Origin of the sequence: Desulfitibacter sp. BRH_c19 (assembly GCA_001515945.1) — a bacterium.
GTDB lineage: Bacteria > Bacillota > DSM-16504 > Desulfitibacterales > Desulfitibacteraceae > Desulfitibacter.
In genome coordinates, this window is record LOER01000046.1 from 11,660 (window position 1) to 31,020 (window position 19,361).

Sequence of the window (19,361 nt, forward strand, 5' to 3'; positions counted from 1 at the left end):
GTAATTATAGCTTGACTATTGTGACTCCATGTCCCCCTTCACCATGCTGTCCATATCTGAAGTCTTTTACTTGGGGATGAGTTTTTAAATACCCCTGAACAGCTTTTGCTAAGGCACCAGTACCTTTGCCATGAATTAAAGACAACTGCCCTAATCCTACAAGTACAGCGTCATCAATGTACTTTTCAATAGTCTTAATTGCTTCCTCTCCATTATAGCCCCTTAGATCTAACTCAGGTGATATGCTTCTACTCTTTTCTATTATCATTGCCGTTATGGGTTTTGACTTTTCCTTTTTAGTTTCATTTTTAGATACTATTCTTAGATCCTTAATATTCACATTGATTTTCATTATTCCTGCCTGGACTAATACATCCCTGCCATCTCCAGTCAGCTCTAGCACAGTAGCCTTTTGATTAAGTTTGGGAATATATACTGCATCACCTATGTGTAACGCTTTAGGTTTCTCTCCAGCAAATTGATGTTCTTTTTCGGCTTTAACCTTAGAAATTCTATCATCTAAAGACTTCAGACTGTTTTGGGTTTCCTGGATTTCTTTAGATGTGTGTAAACCTTGAATGATTTCCTTCGCTTCTAGCTTTACTCTCTTAAGAAGTTCACGTGCTTCATCTGCCGCTTTTTCTAAAATCTGATTTTCTTTATCTTTAAACTTCACATATTTGTTTTTGAAAAGTTGCTTATAATTTTCAGCTTCCTGTTTTTCCCTGAGAATTTCCTGTTTTTGATATTCTAATTCCTTTCTGCTTTCTTCTAGACTTTGAATTAAATCTCCTACTTCAATCTCATCAGAATTCATAAAATCCCTTGCCCTTTCAATTACCGAAAGCTGTAACCCTAGCTTTTTGGAAATTTCAAAGGCATTGCTTTTACCAGGTAAACCCATTAACAGTCGATAAGTTGGTCTTAAAGTTGCTATATCAAATTCTACACTAGCATTGTCAACCCCAGCAGTATTATAAGCAAAATGTTTCAATGAACCATAATGTGTTGTAGCAACTGTAAGGATATCTCGATCATGTAGATACTCCAATATAGACATTGCAAGAGCTGCTCCTTCAATGGGATCTGTTCCTGCACCTAGTTCATCTAGTAGTATTAGACTATTATCGGTTGCACTACTTAAGATATCAATGATATTGGTTAGATGGGATGAAAATGTACTCAATGACTGTTCAAGACTTTGCTCATCCCCAATATCTGCATAAACACTATCTACTAGAGTTATTTCACTTTCTTCAGCAGCAGGTATAAAAAGACCACTTTGCCCCATTAACGTTAATAGTCCAACGGTTTTTATAGTTACTGTTTTTCCTCCTGTATTTGGTCCGGTAATTACAACCATAGTAACATTATCTTCAAGCCAAAAGTCTATTGGTACAACCTCATCTTCCTTAATTAGAGGATGTCTTGCATTTTTTAGATTTATATATTTTTTCTGATTTATTATGGGTTTCGTTGCTCTTAATCTATATGCAAGGTTGGCTTTAGCAAAAAAAACATCTAGGCTTGTTAATGCCTCAATTAACTCCAATAATGGCACTTCTTCAACTGCCACCATTTGGCTAAGCTCACTTAAAATTCTTTCTTCCTCACTTTTTTTCTGAAGCAATAATTGTTTGAGTTTGTTATTTAACTCAACTACTACCATTGGCTCAATAAATACCGTAGCACCACTTGCGGATTGGTCATGAACCATTCCAGGAACTTGTGATACATATTCTTGTTTTACTGGTACTACATATCTACCATTTCTAATTGTAACAATCTGCTCCTGAAGCTTTTTTTGCATGGCAACAGAATGGATTATTCCTTGAAGCTTACTTTTTGTTTTTTCTTTAGTATCAATAATTCCTCTGTTTATTTCCTTTAATTTAGGACTGGCATCATCGGCTATTGTGCCTTCCGAAGTAATTATTTTTTCAATACTGTTTTTTAAATTGGACAAATTCTCAATTCTTTGTACCTGTCGTGAAATTGAAGGATACTTGTTACCCAAATTTTCAAAAAAACGCTTTACTTTGATACCGCTACCTATGGAGATAGTGATATCTAAAAAGTTATCAGGTTCAATACTTAATCCTAATAACGTTCTTTTGATATATGGTTTAATGTTTCTAAACCCACCTATAGAAAACTGGGGATTTAATCTTATTACCTCACTTGCCTCACTAGTTTCCTGTAGAAGGATTTTGATTTCCTGTAAATTATGCGAAGGCTTTATCTGTTCAATTTTTTCTACTCCTAGATTAGAACTGGCTTCTCTTGCAAGAAGTTGAATAATCTTGTTATATTCTAGTTTTTCTAAAACCTTCTTTCTGCCATCCATTATCACTATTCCACTCCCCTAAAATAATGCCCTTTAGTTACTCCTCCCGGATACAGTTTCTTAATCAGATCCATCCTATCCAAAGTTTCATTTTCTAATGCGTCTCTATAATATCCTAGTACCTTTAACACCTGTCTTTCATCTTCTTGCTCCATCTCTAATCTGATTCCCCCTATGCCAAAATCCTTAAACCTTTGCAAACTATCAATTAAGGATAAAACATTGGCATTATAAAGATGCATTGAGCAGTGATAATCCATCTCAATCGGGAATACATAGTCTTTTCTATCTTTAAGGCCAAGCTGCCTGTTACAAGCAAGATTATCTTGTGAAGATCTGTCACAACCGCCACCAAGGGCAGCTACTGGACAATAACGTGATACCATCAAAGGTAAATAACCATGAACTAAACACTCAGACATCTCCAGTATTTCATTAGGAAATCTTTCTAATTGAGTAAAGTTTAATTCAGGTGATAAACACAAACTTACTATCTTTTCTCTTAAAAGTAACTTAGCAGCTGCCCAATTTAATACATTTAAGAAATAGTCGCCATATATAGGTATTTCAGGTGCTATTTCTTGTATTAATTGAATTAAACCTAGGTTACCTACTAAAATACCTTCAGGTGCCGCCTGTCTAATATAATCTAATGCTTTTATTATATCATTTATCTTATCTGAATGAACAATTCTTGGGAGATAGGGGATTACTTTGATCCCCTTATTTTTTCCACTTATAATAGAAGTTTTTGCCTGTTTAACTGTAAACTGTTTATTTTTTAAAGGAAATAATGGAATATAGATTGCATTTACATTTTGGGATAATGCTTCAACACAGGAAGCGTAGTCACCCACTTTGACATTAAGCTTGAGTCGGTGTTTCTTTCGCCGTTTCTGTGTACTTTGAGCTTTATTTAAAAACACTTTTTTGTTTTTTAGAAACTCCTGATGGCTAAGTCCAGAAATACTTTCTCCTTTGTGTTTTTCTAGCTTATCTACAATTATCCTTCTAACTTTATTAAGCTCACTTAATGGAAGCATTATTTGACCTTGTAATTCAAGCGACAAAGTTCCTAATTCATACTCTGAATCTCCTAATCTTCCGAGTTGTTTAATAAGTACATTTTCTGTTAAGGAATGCTTTATAGCTTCCTGACAGGCAATCTCTGATGATGCGTGAACACTATTTCCTTTTTCATCCTGAGCATATACTTCTAATGGTTTTCCCACTTGACCTTTTACTGTAAGATTTAATTGAACCTTTGATATCTTGGTCTCATAAGCATAGGTCTTTTCTGCTTTTTCCATCAATTGATGGTCATATGTCTTAAAAAGCCTGTCACCCTTTCTGATTCCCTTTGGTAAATCTAACCCCACTACAGATCCTTTAGATGCCATTTCTACCCGTTGCCCATTCTGGGATATACTATTTATTGTTTCTCCCTTGCGTCCTCCAATAGATACCCACGCCTGAATTCCGTCACCAATCGATAAATCCTCTTCAAGTTTTACAAGAGCCTGCCCATTTTCAAAGTCTACCACTCTTCCAAGAAACAGGCCTCTATTATTGGGCTTTGTAAAACTCATTAAATCTGCTTTAGGATCTCCCTTTAAATATGCTTGTGTGAAATCCCTGTTAAATACCTGTTCAAGTGCATTTAAATCTTCTTGGGAAACAAAATAATGGTCTGAGTTACTATAATATCTATCAAGTGCTGCTCTATATATTCTAATTACTGTAGCCACATATTCTGGTCTTTTCATACGTCCTTCAAATTTAAAGGAAGTTGCTCCTGACTCTATAAGTTCTGGTAGTATTTCTATTGTATTTAGGTCCCGAGTACTTAAAATGAATTCTCCAGGAGCAGAAAACTCATTGACTATTTTACTATCTTTGGTTTCTACTAATTTATATGGAAGTCTACAGGGTTGAGCACATTTTCCCCTGTTTCCGCTGCGACCCCCTATCATACTACTAAATAGACATTGCCCAGAATAACTAATACATAAAGCTCCATGGACAAAAATCTCTAATTCAATTTTACTTTTATTGTGAATCGTGCTTATATCACTTATAGACAGTTCTCTAGCAAGTACTACCCTTTCCACGCCCCTGTTCCATAAAAAATTTGCTCCATATTGATTATGTATTGTCATCTGAGTGCTTGCGTGAACAGCCAGTCCTGGTAAGACTTCTTTTATAAGTAGTAACAAACCAGCATCTTGAATAATTACTGCATCGACTCCACTTGTATATAAGAAATACAGATAGTCTGTTACCTCATTAAGTTCATGGTTAAATATGAGGGTATTAACAGTTACATATACTTTTACTCCCTTTCCATGACAGTAAAAAATTGCTTTTTTAAGTTCTTCATCTGAAAAATTAGCTGCAAACTGACGAGCATTAAAAAGACCTCCGCCTAGATAAACTGCGTCTGCACCATTTTCAACACCTGCCATAAGAGCTTCAAACCCTCCAGCAGGTGCCAATATCTCCATTTTTCTTTTCCTATCCATATGCTTAATCACCTTCACCTGTTTTCTAAAAAAATAACCACAAGGAAACAGCGGCTTATATGCCGCTGAAATGTCAATTCCGACTAACCCTTATTAAGCCTGAGCAAGTTATAATTTTTATATCTTTTTCCTCTATCTTGTCAAGGAGAAGATTCATTCCCAATGAATCGCTTGCCATATGACCTGCTACAATAACATTCATATTATTTTTTTCTGCTAACTTGCGGTGTTTTTCCCCCATATGCATTACTATTAATGTACTTATGCCAGCTTGGCTAAGCTTTGCAAAGGCATCTTCTGAACCACTTGTACCTCCAGTCATTTCGACGATTGTTTTACCTGCTCTTCTTTTTTCTGTTCCTAGTAAAATCTTTGGCCCTGCATTTGTTTGGATTGCCTGTGCAAATTCAGGAATTTCCTTTAGTGTCTCCACTACTCCTTTAAGTGTCTCTGGTTTTGCCTTGTCCAGATAGTTTTGTAGGAAAGTTGTTACCAAATTATCTGCTGGCGTATGAGTACACATAAAAGCAAATCCTAATAGTTTAGCAGCATCTATAGTTCTGTTATGATTTATGGGCCAGAGCCCTTGATCAACTTCTTTGATTCTTTTAGTCATAATACCTTCTGCTACAGATATGGGGACTCCCCATTTATTTAAAAGGTCTTCCTGAAGTTTCATGACCTCTGATAATCTGGCAAGAGCTTTGCCTTCAGGATGATGTGATAAAATAAGATCAATCTTTTGACCCTTTTCATTAAGCCTGTCAGCCAGTAAAACTTCTCCTACTTCCATATCGATACCAGTAAGAATACACTTAATCTCCTGGTCACTCTCTCCTGCAAGTATACGAGTATCTGCATATGGATTATCGAGCTTATCCTGGTCAAAGTCCTTTTTCTTATCATACTTAAGCTCTGCAAATTCTTCTTTTGCAAGTCTTAATACTCTTTCAACCATTTCGCTATCTCTTGGGTCATTTTCAATTCCAAGTTGAATAGCCAACTGATAAATGTCCTTAAGTTTCACAACTTTCACTCCTTATCTTATTGAAGATAGATTTATTATTCTAGCTCATCCTAATAATATGTAATTCTTTATCTTTTTGAGATAAATGGATTGTTTCTTATGTAAAAACGCAAAGGCAAATCTGCAGCTTGAGATAAACCAACTCTTGTTGTCTTCACTATTTGCTTTTGTAAAATATCTTTTCCTACTTTTATAGCAACCTTTTCTCCAACTTTAGTTCCATTTAGTTTCAAATCAACTTCAAGCGCTTGTGCTAATTTACCTGGACCACTACAAAGGTCTTTTTCTCCAATCCTATTACGATTGCTCTGCATTGTTTCAATTCCGGTAAGAGGTTCAATGGCCCTTATTAGAACTGCCTCCGGTTTGTCATCAGATGCAGTTGTAAAGTTTAAACAATAATAAAGACCGTATATTAAATATACATAAACTAGACCAGATCCTAAAAACATTACTTCATTTCTTTTTGTTGCACCTCTACATGAATGACAAGCTGGATCATCATATCCTAGGTAGGCTTCAGTTTCAACTATATATCCCCCAATAGGGCCTTTTGGTGTGTTATGGATTAGCAAACACCCTAATAGTTCTTCAGCAACCGTTACTGTATCCCTTTCAAAAAAAAATCCAGTTATTTCTTTTTCCTTAACCATCTTTTCAATTCCTCTTTCGACCAAGTATTAATAACAGATTGTTTTTCAAGCAACCCCCTTTTTGCTGTTTTAATACCGAACTCTATGTCTTGAAGAGATTTAATGCTGTGAGCATCAGTATTAATTGCAATAGGTATCTCATATTTTTGCGAAAGCTTTACATTTTCTGAATTTAAATCAAGTCGATCAGGTGATGAGTTTATTTCTAATGCGGTACCAGTTTTTTCTGCAAGTGAAAATATTCTTTCTAGGTTAATAAGGGTACTGTTTCTTCTTCCTAATATCCTGCCAGTAGGGTGAGCAAGAATGTCTACATTGGGATTTTTTATTGCATTCTCTACCCTTACAGTTATAGTTTCTTCATCTTGCCGTAAATTATTATGTACTGAAGCTATTATCAGATCTGTATTTTCTAATATTTGATCTGGATAATCCAAGTCTCCCGCTTTCAAAATATCTACCTCTATGCCTGTGAAAACATTAAAATCCTTTAAGTTTTTATTAATTTCAGAAACGATTTGGTGTTGCTTATGTATTTGTTCAATTGAAAGACCACTTGCGACCGTCAAGGTTCTAGAATGGTCTGTAATAGCCATGTATTCATAACCCTTTTTTTGGCCTGCTTCAACCATTTCTTCGATGGTGTTGACACCATCGCTCCAATTGCTATGAATATGCAGGTCACCTTTTATATCTTCTAATTCAATTAATTCTGGAATACTTCGTTCCTTTGACCACTCTAGCACTTCGCTACTTTCCCTAATTTCTGGACTTATGAACTGGATATTTGCTCTAATAAAGATATCCTCTTCAGAGTCAAGATTAGTCAAATTAAGATTAGCAGTATCTAGCTTTTTGAAAAATGCATCAAGATATTTTTTACTGCCTGTATAATGGTGCAAACAAAAAAAGAAATTATCTCTACAAAAATTGATTTCTATTGGTAAGTTTATCTTTGTAAGTAACCCAATCATTTGACTGTTACTTTGTAATACCTTACTGACAAGTGGGTGTTTTCCAAGAACCCTTGCAGTTAATTCTTTATCTTCACATTTTACTACTAAGATTATTTTTTCAATCATCTCTTGTGCTCTTCGCACTTCCCCGGCTATTGATGCATTTTTTACATTTGAAAGGTTAGTGAGAATATGCAAAAAATCTTTGGCAATATATGTTGCCATACCCAGCGGGAAAATATTTCGAGGATTATTCAGGAGGTCAATACCCCTAATAAGAGATAATTCAGTTTTGCTACCCATTCCTGGCAGTTGACGAATTCGCTTCTCTTTGGCAGCTTTTTCTAGGCCGTGAAGATTAGTGATATTCAATGTATTATATATTTGTTTAATTACTTTAGTTTCTATACCAGGGATATCTAAAAGCCCCTGCACATTCCTGGGAATTTTCTGCTTCAAATAGAATAACCTTTTACTTTTTCTTGTTTTTAAAATTTCCTGGATATCTTTGATTACGTCAATGTGAAAAGTGTGTTTTCTTTTTGAAGAGTATTCTTTAATGAATTCATAACCACTACCATTATATTTTTTAAGTAATTTAGAAGCTTTCCGATAGTCATTTGTTTTTAAGGTGTTTTCATTTAATAATTCCATATAATCGGATATTTGCTGTAAAATCCAAGCTATTTCAATACTTGTCATTTAATCACCTTAATATAATAATTTTAAGAATAACCCGGTGTATAATGCCGGGTTATTCTATTTCTTTGTTACTTTGTTGCTTTTTTCTCATCTTCTATTAAATCTAAAAGCCATGTATAGTCGTCCCTAGTTTTAGTTAATTCATCTGCAAGATTTAAGGCTGTCAAGACTGCAATTTTTACTTGAGGCATATGGGGGTTATTCTGATGAATTTTATTCATCAAATCATTAACTTCTCCAGCTACCTTTAGAATATGCTCTGATGATTTATCTCCTATTATAATGTATTCTTGTCCAAGTAAATCAACTTTAACCCTAACCTTTTCCGCATTATTCGTCATAATGCCACCTCATTTTACAAAATCGTATTTTCTTAGCCTAATATTACCATTTCTTTTAATATTATAAAAGGAAAATTATCTAAGTTGCGCACCAATATCACTTGAAAGGTTCTTTTGTATATTTTCGTGGACCTCGTTCACTTCAACATCTGTTAGTGTTTTTTCCATTGATTGATATATTAGTGAAAAAGCAAGACTTTTGTAACCGTCAGGAACCTGTTTTCCTCTATAAACATCAAACAAATGAAAGTCTTTAAGAAGGCTTCCTCCAAATTTTTTAATCACAAATTCCACTTCTTTGACATTAATATCCTCTTTGATTAAGATAGCTAAATCCCTTTCAACTGTTGGATATTTTCCTATTTCCTTATAGATAGTATCGGATACGTAGAAATCAGCCAATTTATCAAGATCAAATTCTAATAAATATACTGGGTTTTCTATTTCATAGTTTTCCATAACTAATGGATTAAGTTGCCCAATGCTACCCACACCTATTCCTTGCACCTTGACAAGAGCTGTTCTTCCTGGATGTAAATATGGAATTTCAGTTAATGGTTCAAATTCAAGTTCTATATTAAGATTTTCCGCTAATTGTTCAGCCATACCTTTAAGAAAGTAAAAATCCATATCTAGACTACCCCAACCCCAGCCCTTCCATGTTTTACCAGAAACAAGTATTCCTAGCTTCTTGGTTTCTTTTGGCAATAAATCAGAAGTTGAATAGTATACTCTTCCCAATTCAAAAATATTAACATCTTCTATTCTACGACTTTTATTTTTTACATAAACGTCAAGAAGATTGGAAATAAGGGTAGTTCTCATTATTGCTCCATCTTCACTTAATGGGTTACAGATTTTTACTGAATCCCTTAGCATGTGATCTTCTGAAATATTTAATTTGTTATACACATTCTCATTGATAAAACTATATGTGATTACTTCCATGGAACCACAGGATACTAATGAGTTTCTAATAATTTCTTCAATAGACTGCATTTTAGATTTTACCGTTCTTTCAATCGTTCCAAAGGGCATGGTAGTTGGTATATTATCTAAGCCGTAAAGCCTTGAAACCTCTTCTATTAGATCTATTTCTCCTGTAACGTCTCCTCGATAGCTAGGGATAGATACAGTCATAGCATCTTGATTATTGATCTCTACCTGAAGTTCTATCCTTTCAAGTAATTCCTTTATTTCTTTTAATGAAAGATTAACACCAATGGTAGCATTTACTTTGCTTCTTCTAAGAACTATAGTTATAGGAGAATATTTTACAGGATACTCATCTACAAATTCTTTTACTACTTTTCCCCCAGCTAGATCTCCAAGTAGCTGACATGCTCTATTTGCTGCCGTCTCTGTACGCACCTTATCCATACCCTTTTCAAACCGCAAAGAGGCTTCCGATCGAAGATTAAGTTCTCGGGATGTTTTACGTACAGATATAGGATGAAAATGGGCTGACTCTATAATTATATTCTTGGTTCTATCTGTAACCTCTGTATCATAGCCTCCCATAACTCCTGCAATTGCTATTGCTTTTTCAGGATCGGCAATAACAAGCATCTCATCATGTAACTTTCTGTCCTTTTCATCAAGAGTTTTGATAACTTCTGCATTTTCTGCACGCCTAACAATTATTTTTTGCTCTGAAACTAGGTCATGGTCAAATGCGTGTAGTGGCTGACCCATTTCTAGCATAACGTAGTTGGTAATATCTACCACATTGTTTATGGGACGTACTCCAACTGCCTGAAGTCTTTTTTGCATCCACAGGGGAGATGGCATTATTTTAACATCTCTAACAACCCTAGCTACGTATCTTTCACATAAGTCTGGACTAATAATCTCAACAGATACAGAATTTACGGTGCTTTCATCTAACGACATTATTATTTCTGGAAACTTGACTTTTCCACCTGTTACGGCAGCTACTTCTTTAGCAATATTGATTATGCTTAAGCAGTCTGATCTATTTGGTGTTAAATCTAAAACAAGAACTACATCATCTAATCCTAAAACCTTTTTAGCGTCAGACCCTAAAGGAACACTTGCATCTAAAACTAGTATTCCATTTTTTTGTTCCTCCGGGATTAAGTTTTCATCTATTCCTAGTTCTTGCCCAGAACAGATCATTCCGCAGGACTCAATTCCCCTTATTTTAGCTTTACGTATTTTAATATCGTTTGGAAGCTTTGCTCCTGGTACAGCTACAACTACCTTTTGTCCCTTTTTAACATTGGGAGCTCCACAAATGATTTGTAAATCTTTATTTTCCTCATTTACATCTACCACGCAAAGAGAGAGCTTATCAGCATTAGGATGTTGACCTGCTTCTTTTACCTCTCCCACATATATCTCTGATATTTCTTGCCCTAAGTATTCAATTGTATCAACAGCATTACCAGCGCTTGTTAATCTTTCAGCTAGTTCCTCAGGGCTAATATTGAACTTTACATATTCCCTTAACCAATTTAAAGAAACTCTCACACCTAATTCCTCCTATCTCTATTTAAACTGTTCTAAAAATCTAATGTCATTATCAAAAAATAATCGCAAATCATTAATGCCATATTTTAACATAGCTATTCTCTCTACACCCATACCAAAGGCAAATCCTCTTACCTCTTCAGGGTCATAGCCTGACATCTCCAATACTCTAGGATGCACCATACCACTACCTAAAATCTCCAGCCAACCAGTACCTGAACATACTCTGCAGCCAGAACCATGACACATTACACATGAGATATCAACTTCAGCACTTGGTTCGGTAAATGGAAAATAACTTGGTCTTAAACGGATCTCCACCCCTTCGCCGAACATTGCCTTTGCAAACGCCAATAGCGTCCCTTTTAAATCTCCTAAAGTAACCTCTCTATCAATCAACAATCCTTCAACCTGGTGAAACATAGGTGAGTGGGTTGCGTCATCATCTCTTCTAAATACCTTTCCTGGTGCAATTATTCTTACAGGTAACTTTGGAGCAATTTTTTCCATTACTCTTACCTGGACTGGCGACGTATGGGTTCTTAATAATACTTCTGATGTAATATAAAAAGAATCTTGCATATCTCTTGCTGGATGGTCTTTTGGTAAATTTAAGGCTTCAAAATTGTAATAATCGCTTTCTATTTCAGGTCCTTCGGCTATTGAATACCCTAAACCTTGAAAAATATCTTGGATTTCATTTAAAACTTGACTAATTGGATGAATTCTTCCTACTCCTATTTTGTATCCAGGAAGTGTTACATCCTGCTGTTCCTGCTTCAATTTAGCTTCAGTCTCTTTAACTTTTAAGTCCTCAAGTTTTTGATCTAGTAATTTTTGAATACTATCTCTAACTTCATTGGCAATTTTTCCAACTTTAGGCCTTTCCTCTGAGGTGAGTTGCCCCATACCTCTTAATAATGATGTTAGTTCTCCTTTTTTGCCTAGGAATTTGATTTTTATTCCTTCTAAGTTAGACATATCTTGACAGTCTGTTATTTCACTATAAGCCTGATCTCTAATTATATTTAGCTTATCTATCATATAAATCTTTAACCTCCCTACGTTTAGTTAATAATCGGGGATACACCGAAATGTCCCCAAAATAAAAATGCTCTCTTCCCCAAGGGACGAAAGCATATTCGTGGTACCACCCTATTTAATCTATGAACAAATGAATTCATAAGATTATCTCATGATTTGATAACGGTGTATTCACCGGCCTTCCCTACTGAGGTTTCAAAAAGGCAGCTCTTGGGTGAATTTCATTATTTTTATCTCTGGTAAAGCTTTCAATCAAGACTCTACCTCCCTGAAGAGATTTGAAAATAATTACTTATCCCATTCATAGCTATTTCTACCCTGATATTCTACTGTACAATCAACTTTTTGTACATAATATAGGCTCTTATTGATCCAGTTTTTTCAAAAATCCTCCAAAAAATTTCAGCAGGTAGAAACACAGGGCATACACCAACCTTTCCAGTTTTGGATTACAGTAGTATTATATCATATTTTTAAAACCATAATCAAGAAAGGTGGCCATGATTTAAGTACCTTTGACGAACAACATCATAAATAATTATGCCTGCTGCTACAGCTGCATTTAAGGATTCTGTGCTACCTAAGATTGGTATTTTAATCTTTTTATTACTTGCTTCCTTCCACTTGTGAGAAGGTCCTTTGTTTTCATTACCTATAATTATTGCTACTGGTTCTTTTAGATTAACAGAGAAATAATATTCATTAGTATCTAAATCAGCTACTAAGATATCTACTTTATTATATTTTAACCAGTTAATGGCTTCACTATCTTTTAATTCAGTAATAATAGGAATTTGAAACAATGCTCCCATTGTGGCCCTTATAACTTTAGAATTATATAAATCTACAGTTCCTTCAGTCAATAAAACAGCACTCGCATTTGCTGCGGCACTTGTCCTTATAATGGTCCCAAGATTTCCTGGATCCTGTATTCCATTTAATACTATGAATAAAGGGCTTTGGTCAATTATAAGATCTGCAAGTGAGTGTCTAATTTGTTTCGCTACAGCTATTACACCCTGTGGAGATACTGTATCAGAAATCTCTCTAAACATTTTATTGTTAAACCTTAATACTTGACAATCATCACAATTAGCTGGTAATTTATCAATCATTTCACCAACAATCAGGTGCTCGATTATTACTCCATGAGCAATAGCTTCCTCTATCAGTCTTGTACCTTCTAACAGAAATAAGCCACTATCATGTCTATTTTTTTTCTGGCTCAAAGATTTTGTTAATTTAAATACAGAATTATCTTTGGAAGTAATATCTTTAAAATGCATTAAACGTAATACCCCTCTATGTATTGATATTAAAATTCATCCTATAGTAAAAAACGGCCTTTGTATTGTCAAAAGCCGTTTAAGTTAAGATTAGTTATTTTCTTTTGCAATACTAGCTAACTTTTCAAAAGCTTTAGCATCACTAACTGCTAATTCAGCTAGGATTTTTCTGTTAATATCAACACCAGCATTTTTCAATCCTCTTATAAAACGGTTATAGGATAGACCATTTATTCTAGCTGCTGCGTTAATTCTAGAAATCCATAATTTTCTAAAATCGCCTTTTCTTTTCTTACGATGTGCATAGGCATATGATAAAGACTTTAATACCTGCTGGTTAGCCGGTCTAAAAATCTTAGATTTTGCGCCAAAATAACCTTTTGCTAGTTTAAGAATCTTTTTATGTCTTTTACGAGCGGTTACACCCCTTTTAACTCTTGCCATATATAGTTCCTCCTTTGCTATAATTATCTAGGAATAAGTTGATCCATTCTTTTTTGATCTCCTGCAGTAACTATGGTGCCTTTACGTAAATTTCTTTTTCTCTTGGCTGATTTTCTACCAAGCATATGGCTTGTATAAGCTTTAGACCTTTTTATCTTGCCAGATGCAGTACGCTTAAATCTTTTGGCTGCTCCCCTATGGGTTTTCATTTTAGGCATATTTGCTTCCTCCCTTAATCTATTTACTCTGCCTTTGGAACTAGGATCATTGTCATGTTTTTACCTTCTAATTTTGGAGGTTTCTCAACATTTGTTATTTCTTCTAATTGTTTGGCTAGCTTAAGGCAAATAGCTCTACCTAATTCAGAGTGGGTAACTTCTCTACCTCTGAACATGATTGTTACCTTAACCTTATCACCATTTTCAATAAACTTTATTGCATTTCTGGCTTTAGTTTGAAAATCATGCTCCTCAATACCTACTCTAAATTTAACCTCTTTTACATTGATAGTTTTCTGTTTTTTGCGAGATTCTCTTTCCTTTTTGCTTAGCTCAAACATATACTTGCCGTAATCCATGATACGACAGACAGGTGGTTTAGCTCCCGGTGAAATTTCTACTAAATCCATTCCCTTTTCCATAGCAATTTGTAGTCCCTCTTTCGGAGACACTATCCCCAACTGTTCTCCAGTTTCACTAATAAGGCGAACCTCTCTTGTACGAATAGCCTCATTAATCCTTAATTCTTTACTAATATTTTGTCACCTCCATGAATTTTGCCCAATAGCAACAAAAAAACGGACATACTATGCCCGTTTAAAATGCTAATCAGTAACTAAAAATATACTGACAACGCAACCCTATAAGCGTTAGCCATAGGGTGAGAAGCTTCGGGCCTCTTCTTAAATATTAAATATGAAATTATATTTAATTCTCTAGTTGTGAATTATATCATGAGTTTAAGTATCCTGTCAAATTATTTAGTGCTCTTTGGCATTTCACTTTCTTTTACTATTTCCTCAATAAAAATGTCTAACGGTTGGCCACCTAGGTCACCTGCATTTCTTTTTCTAACAGATACTTCCCTATTTTCAACTTCTTTATCCCCTATAATTAACATATAAGGAACCTTTTGAAGCTGGGCCTCTCTAATCTTATAACCAATTTTTTCATTACGGTAATCTACTTCTGCACGAATACCCTTATTATCTAACTTTTTCAATACCATTGCGGCATATTCGCCATGAGTATCTGCGATTGGTAATATTTTAGCCTGTACAGGGGAAAGCCACAAAGGAAAGGCACCTGCATAGTGTTCAATTAAAATTCCTATAAACCTTTCTATGCTACCGAGTACTACTCTATGGATCATAACAGGACTATGTTTTCCACCATCTTCTCCAATGTAGTAAAGGTCAAATTTTTCTGGCATTAAAAAGTCAAGTTGTATTGTACCACACTGCCAGGTCCTTCCTATGGAATCCTTTAAGTGAAAATCAATTTTGGGACCATAAAAAGCTCCATCTCCCTCATTGATTTTATAGGCAATTTCCTTTTCTTCTAATGCTATTTTTAATGCCTTAATAGCTTTCTCCCAAGTTTCATCTGAACCCATTGCTTTTTCAGGCTTTGTTGAAAGTTCTACTGTATATTCAAAACCAAAAGTATTGTAGAAATAATCAACAAGATCAATTACATTTTTTATCTCATCGGTAATTTGAGAAGGCAACATAAAGATATGTGAATCATCTTGAGTAAATGCTCTTACCCTCATTAAACCATGAAGCACACCTGATTTTTCATGCCTATGGACTAAACCCATTTCAGCTAATCTAATTGGAAATTCTCTATAGCTATGCTGCTCAGATTTATAAACAAGCATTGCACCTGGACAATTCATAGGTTTTACACAAAAATCATTTTCATCTATATTTGTGTAGTACATATTCTCTCTATAATTCTCCCAGTGTCCTGATCTTTCCCAAAGCACTTTATTTAAAATAACGGGACTTTTAATTTCCTGGTAGCCCCACTTTTTATGTTCCCTTCTCCAAAAATCCTCCAATTGATTTCTTAACACCATTCCCTTTGGATGAAAAAATGGAAATCCCGGCCCTTCCTCTTGCATACTAAAAAGACCTAACTGGGCTCCAAGACGACGATGGTCTCTCTTTTTTGCTTCCTCTATAAATTCAAGGTACTCATCTAATGACTTTTTCTTTGGAAAGGCTGTACCATAAACCCTTTGGAGCATTGGATTTTTCTCGGATCCTCGCCAATAAGCTCCTGCTAAGGATAATAGTTTTATTGCTTTTATATCACCAGTATTAGCAACATGAGGTCCAGCACATAAATCAAGCCACTGGCCATTTTCATAGAGAGATATTGCTGTATCCTCTGGAAGATCATTAATCAGTTCAATTTTATAGTCTTCTCCCCGTTCTTTAAAAAGCTTTATCGCATCTGCCCTTGATATTTCTCTTTTTTTAAAATCTTCTTTTTCCTTGATTATTTTTTGCATTTCATTTTCTATTTTTTCTAAATCCTCGGGAGTAAACTTATGTTCTGAATCGAAATCATAATAGAATCCATCCTCAATGGCTGGACCAATACCAAGCTTGGTCCCAGGAAATAATCGTTGAACTGCCTCTGCTAAAATATGTGATGCACTATGTCTATAACAATTCTTGCCTTCATCTGTTTCAAAAGTATGTATTTCAAGTTCTCCGTCCTCCTGCAATGGCTTGTCCAATCCAACGATAGCTCCATTAAATTTTGCTACTACAGCTTCTTTAGCAAGTCTCTTGCTTATAATTTCTGCAATTTGAAATGGTGTTGTTCCCTTTGGATATTCAGTCTGACTACCATCCTTAAGAGTAATAGTTATTCCAGACATAAAATTACCTCCTGTGCTAAATAAATTTGCTTATATATTAATAGTGAAATCAAAAGCCATCCCTGAAATAAATGGACATATATCACCATTTTAAATATAATCTTTGAAAAGAATTATAACGGTATTTAAGTATTTTTGTCAAACCAATCTTAAATGTTACATTAATAAAGTAATTAACAGTAGCTGTAATAATCCAATTAAAAATCCAAGTACGCCACCTAGATATTCGATATGTTTTAATTCTTTTTTAGTTATTTTAATTAGCATTTCTTCAAACTCAAATAACTCTAAATTATTAATTTTTTCTTCGACAATACTGCTAATATCTATATTGTCCCCTAAGTTTTCCAGGCCATGTTTTGCTAGGTTAGGAAGAACTTTTGGTAGCTCCTTTAGTAGGATGTCTTCAATCAAATTGCCTGCAGTTTCCTTAAGTTTTGAAGGGAAAAAAGCAGGACACCTATTAAGCAAATCAGCCTTAATAATACTGGATATATTTTTGATAAAATGTGTGTCATTTATACCGCTTTCAAATATAGGCAGTATATCTTGTACTGATAGAAGCTCCTTTTCAACTACTTTGCCAATATTAACCGAAATCTCATAGCGCCTTTTTGGAATAATACCCTGTATAGAATAATTGAATAATGGAATCGTTATAGGATAATATGGACGAAATATTAGTTTAATTGCTAATAGATTGGTTATCCAACCTATTAGTGCTCCCAAGATAGGGATTACTATGAATTTTAGTTCCATAAAGTTTCATCCTTAGCTAGATCCTTATTTTACTTATAAGTGATAATTGCTCTATTTAGTTTGTTCAGTTATTTTCTGAATATGAATTACTACATTTACTACAGCCTTTACATTTTATCACATTTTTTTCACCAAAAACTTTTTTTAAAGTAGTAATCAATGTGTGGTAATCTGTTAGTTTAAAGTTATGAAGTATTAAGTTTTTTGGAGCAAAAGTTACTAAAGAACTTATAAGTACATCTTCGTAGTTTATGTGTTCGTCCATTAAGTTAATCCCGTAATTATAAAATTGTATTCCCTGCATATCTTCATCATAAAGCTTAAAGCTACCTGAGCTAGTAAAAAATATATGGACATTTTCAAATTTCGATTTTGTAATATTTATTAGATGCTTTAGCAAATCTACAAATTCGTCATATTCTTTCTCAAGAATATAATCTTCTACAGAATCTTCTACAGCTAATTGTATCTCATTACAGAAATCTTTCAACCTAAAGTTTACAAAGCCATCGATTATCAAATTATTATTAGTTTCTAGGTGCTTAATAATTCTTTTAGAAACTCTTTTTTTCCATTCCTTATGGTATTGCATTTCAGGTATATCCTGTAAATAAATTGCTGTTTTTTCACCAATAGCTTTTCTTTCCTCTATATTAAAATAATAATAGTGATTCTTTATTGTTTGGTAAATCACAATATCCTTATATTTATCAACTATTAAGTTAGTTAAAGCAGAAGTTAGTGAAGTAATACAATACCTTCGGGATTTACTATTATAATCATCTGGCAGAATTAATTCATAAAAATAGTATTTACCGATTGTTTTCATTGTTTTGTCCATTATTAAGCCTTGTTCTTTCATACTACTGATTTGAGTTTCCAATTCTTTATTCATTAATTCGTTTCCATTTTTGGTGCCAATTGAGTATACTAAACCCATTTTTAATCACTCCCCTTTCCTCTATCAATATATGTAGATTGTTTTTAATGTATTCAATTAGTAAACTAATAAGCTACCACACTTAACAATATACTTTTTTAATATATTTTATTTGAAAACAAGGTAATATTATCTATAAAAATCATACATCCTATATAATGGGTAAAAAAAATTATTTCGGAGATAATAGATAATGGAGGTGAATATAATGGCTGAATTAGAATTTCCAAAGGAATTAGCAGAAAAGATAAGAGAAGGTCAAAAACACGGAGTTTCTGAAGAGAATATGGTAAAAGGTGTTGTTTCTTTAGGTAATCTTCTAGAAAAATTTACAAAACCTGATACTAGTGAAGAAGCTTTAATGAAATCCATGTGGGACAATGCAACAAATGAGGAAAAGTATACAATAGCTAATCTTTTAGTAAGAATTGGTAAGCAAAATATTCACTAATACTATTAAACTATTAAATGGAACCATCAGGTTCCATTTAATAGTTTAACTCAAGTGAACTCTTTCAGCCAAAGCTGAACATCAGGTAATCATACTCCACCTGTTTTAGAGCTCACTTATAGAAGTGGGGGGTCTTAACCCATATAGAATATTTTGGATAAACAGGATTCTTGGCTTCAGGTGGGGTTTCCCACAGGATTAGTTCAACTACAGTTCAGGGAAAAACATCTGAACTAAGTTTCACTGAATTACTCCATCTGAAGGTTATAGAGCGAAACTTCATTTAATCAGCAGATTAAATGTTAATCCTTTAGGGGAAACCGTTATCCAGGGACATAGCACCGCTTATCTCCCACCTACGACCGTAGTTCTAGCATTGTGTTTTAGCAATGCGTAGAAATACTAGTGCAGAGCCGCCAGTAGTTCTAGCATTGTGATTTTTGCAACGTAGAAATACCAGTGCAAAGCTAGAAGATGGGAGTCTTGGAGTGAAACTTGTCA

16 protein-coding genes are annotated in these 19,361 nt (G+C 34.2%); 1 reads left to right on the forward strand and 15 read right to left on the reverse strand.

Annotation, left to right across the window (positions count from 1 at the left end):
• Window positions 1–4: 4 nt before the first annotated feature.
• From APF76_09400 to APF76_09470, 15 genes are all read right to left on the reverse strand, one after another.
• Entirely contained in the window at window positions 5–2,353 is a 2,349-nt protein-coding gene (locus tag APF76_09400; protein ID KUO48857.1) for a hypothetical protein, read from the reverse strand.
• Complete coding sequence (locus APF76_09405; protein ID KUO48858.1) at window positions 2,353–4,869, reverse strand: hypothetical protein; 2,517 nt, start codon at window positions 4,867–4,869, stop codon at window positions 2,353–2,355. Before APF76_09405 ends, APF76_09400 begins: the two co-directional genes overlap by 1 nt.
• Window positions 4,870–4,942: 73 nt before the next feature.
• Complete coding sequence (locus APF76_09410; GenBank protein ID KUO48859.1) at window positions 4,943–5,896, reverse strand: NGG1p interacting factor NIF3; 954 nt, start codon at window positions 5,894–5,896, stop codon at window positions 4,943–4,945.
• Between the two features lie 68 nt (window positions 5,897–5,964).
• Window positions 5,965–6,549: a hypothetical protein gene (locus tag APF76_09415; protein KUO48860.1), complete on the reverse strand. Its 585-nt coding sequence runs from the start codon at window positions 6,547–6,549 to the stop codon at window positions 5,965–5,967.
• Window positions 6,528–8,207, reverse strand: coding sequence for a hypothetical protein (locus APF76_09420; protein ID KUO48861.1), 1,680 nt, complete (start codon window positions 8,205–8,207; stop codon window positions 6,528–6,530). Before APF76_09420 ends, APF76_09415 begins: the two co-directional genes overlap by 22 nt.
• Window positions 8,208–8,275: 68 nt before the next feature.
• On the reverse strand, window positions 8,276–8,548 hold the full coding sequence (locus APF76_09425; GenBank protein KUO48862.1) for a hypothetical protein: 273 nt from the start codon (window positions 8,546–8,548) through the stop codon (window positions 8,276–8,278).
• A 75-nt stretch (window positions 8,549–8,623) separates the two neighbouring features.
• On the reverse strand, window positions 8,624–11,041 hold the full coding sequence (locus APF76_09430; GenBank protein ID KUO48863.1) for a hypothetical protein: 2,418 nt from the start codon (window positions 11,039–11,041) through the stop codon (window positions 8,624–8,626).
• An 18-nt stretch (window positions 11,042–11,059) separates the two neighbouring features.
• On the reverse strand, window positions 11,060–12,085 hold the full coding sequence (gene pheS, locus APF76_09435) for a phenylalanine--tRNA ligase subunit alpha (protein KUO48864.1): 1,026 nt from the start codon (window positions 12,083–12,085) through the stop codon (window positions 11,060–11,062).
• Window positions 12,086–12,570: 485 nt separating this feature from the next.
• Window positions 12,571–13,371: a hypothetical protein gene (locus APF76_09440; protein ID KUO48865.1), complete on the reverse strand. Its 801-nt coding sequence runs from the start codon at window positions 13,369–13,371 to the stop codon at window positions 12,571–12,573.
• Window positions 13,372–13,461: 90 nt separating this feature from the next.
• Window positions 13,462–13,815: a 50S ribosomal protein L20 gene (locus APF76_09445; protein ID KUO48866.1), complete on the reverse strand. Its 354-nt coding sequence runs from the start codon at window positions 13,813–13,815 to the stop codon at window positions 13,462–13,464.
• 23 nt (window positions 13,816–13,838) lie between these two features.
• Window positions 13,839–14,033 (reverse strand): 50S ribosomal protein L35, encoded by a 195-nt coding sequence (locus APF76_09450; GenBank protein KUO48867.1) that lies wholly within the window; start codon window positions 14,031–14,033, stop codon window positions 13,839–13,841.
• A 23-nt stretch (window positions 14,034–14,056) separates the two neighbouring features.
• Window positions 14,057–14,551, reverse strand: coding sequence for a translation initiation factor IF-3 (locus APF76_09455; GenBank protein KUO48868.1), 495 nt, complete (start codon window positions 14,549–14,551; stop codon window positions 14,057–14,059).
• Between the two features lie 239 nt (window positions 14,552–14,790).
• Window positions 14,791–16,710, reverse strand: coding sequence for a threonine--tRNA ligase (locus APF76_09460; GenBank protein KUO48869.1), 1,920 nt, complete (start codon window positions 16,708–16,710; stop codon window positions 14,791–14,793).
• 156 nt (window positions 16,711–16,866) lie between these two features.
• A complete protein-coding gene (locus APF76_09465; GenBank protein KUO48870.1) occupies window positions 16,867–17,469 on the reverse strand; it encodes a hypothetical protein in 603 nt (200 codons plus the stop codon).
• Between the two features lie 64 nt (window positions 17,470–17,533).
• Window positions 17,534–18,409, reverse strand: a complete 876-nt coding sequence (locus APF76_09470) for a hypothetical protein (protein KUO48871.1) — start codon at window positions 18,407–18,409, stop codon at window positions 17,534–17,536.
• Between the two features lie 208 nt (window positions 18,410–18,617).
• Here APF76_09470 and APF76_09475 point away from each other — a divergent pair, with 208 nt between their 5' ends.
• Window positions 18,618–18,860, forward strand: a complete 243-nt coding sequence (locus APF76_09475; GenBank protein ID KUO48872.1) for a hypothetical protein — start codon at window positions 18,618–18,620, stop codon at window positions 18,858–18,860.
• Window positions 18,861–19,361 lie beyond the last annotated feature (501 nt).

Coding starts and splice junctions, on each gene's coding strand:
- APF76_09460 (KUO48869.1), bottom strand. CDS start 16,710: ATGTCTGGAATAACTATTACTCTTAAGGATGGTAGTCAGACTGAATAT.
- APF76_09470 (KUO48871.1), bottom strand. CDS start 18,409: ATGGGTTTAGTATACTCAATTGGCACCAAAAATGGAAACGAATTAATG.
- APF76_09450 (KUO48867.1), bottom strand. CDS start 14,033: ATGCCTAAAATGAAAACCCATAGGGGAGCAGCCAAAAGATTTAAGCGT.
- APF76_09425 (KUO48862.1), bottom strand. CDS start 8,548: ATGACGAATAATGCGGAAAAGGTTAGGGTTAAAGTTGATTTACTTGGA.
- APF76_09475 (KUO48872.1), top strand. CDS start 18,618: ATGGCTGAATTAGAATTTCCAAAGGAATTAGCAGAAAAGATAAGAGAA.
- APF76_09420 (KUO48861.1), bottom strand. CDS start 8,207: ATGACAAGTATTGAAATAGCTTGGATTTTACAGCAAATATCCGATTAT.
- pheS (KUO48864.1), bottom strand. CDS start 12,085: ATGATAGATAAGCTAAATATAATTAGAGATCAGGCTTATAGTGAAATA.
- APF76_09415 (KUO48860.1), bottom strand. CDS start 6,549: ATGGTTAAGGAAAAAGAAATAACTGGATTTTTTTTTGAAAGGGATACA.
- APF76_09440 (KUO48865.1), bottom strand. CDS start 13,371: ATGCATTTTAAAGATATTACTTCCAAAGATAATTCTGTATTTAAATTA.
- APF76_09445 (KUO48866.1), bottom strand. CDS start 13,815: ATGGCAAGAGTTAAAAGGGGTGTAACCGCTCGTAAAAGACATAAAAAG.
- APF76_09465 (KUO48870.1), bottom strand. CDS start 17,469: ATGGAACTAAAATTCATAGTAATCCCTATCTTGGGAGCACTAATAGGT.
- APF76_09405 (KUO48858.1), bottom strand. CDS start 4,869: ATGGATAGGAAAAGAAAAATGGAGATATTGGCACCTGCTGGAGGGTTT.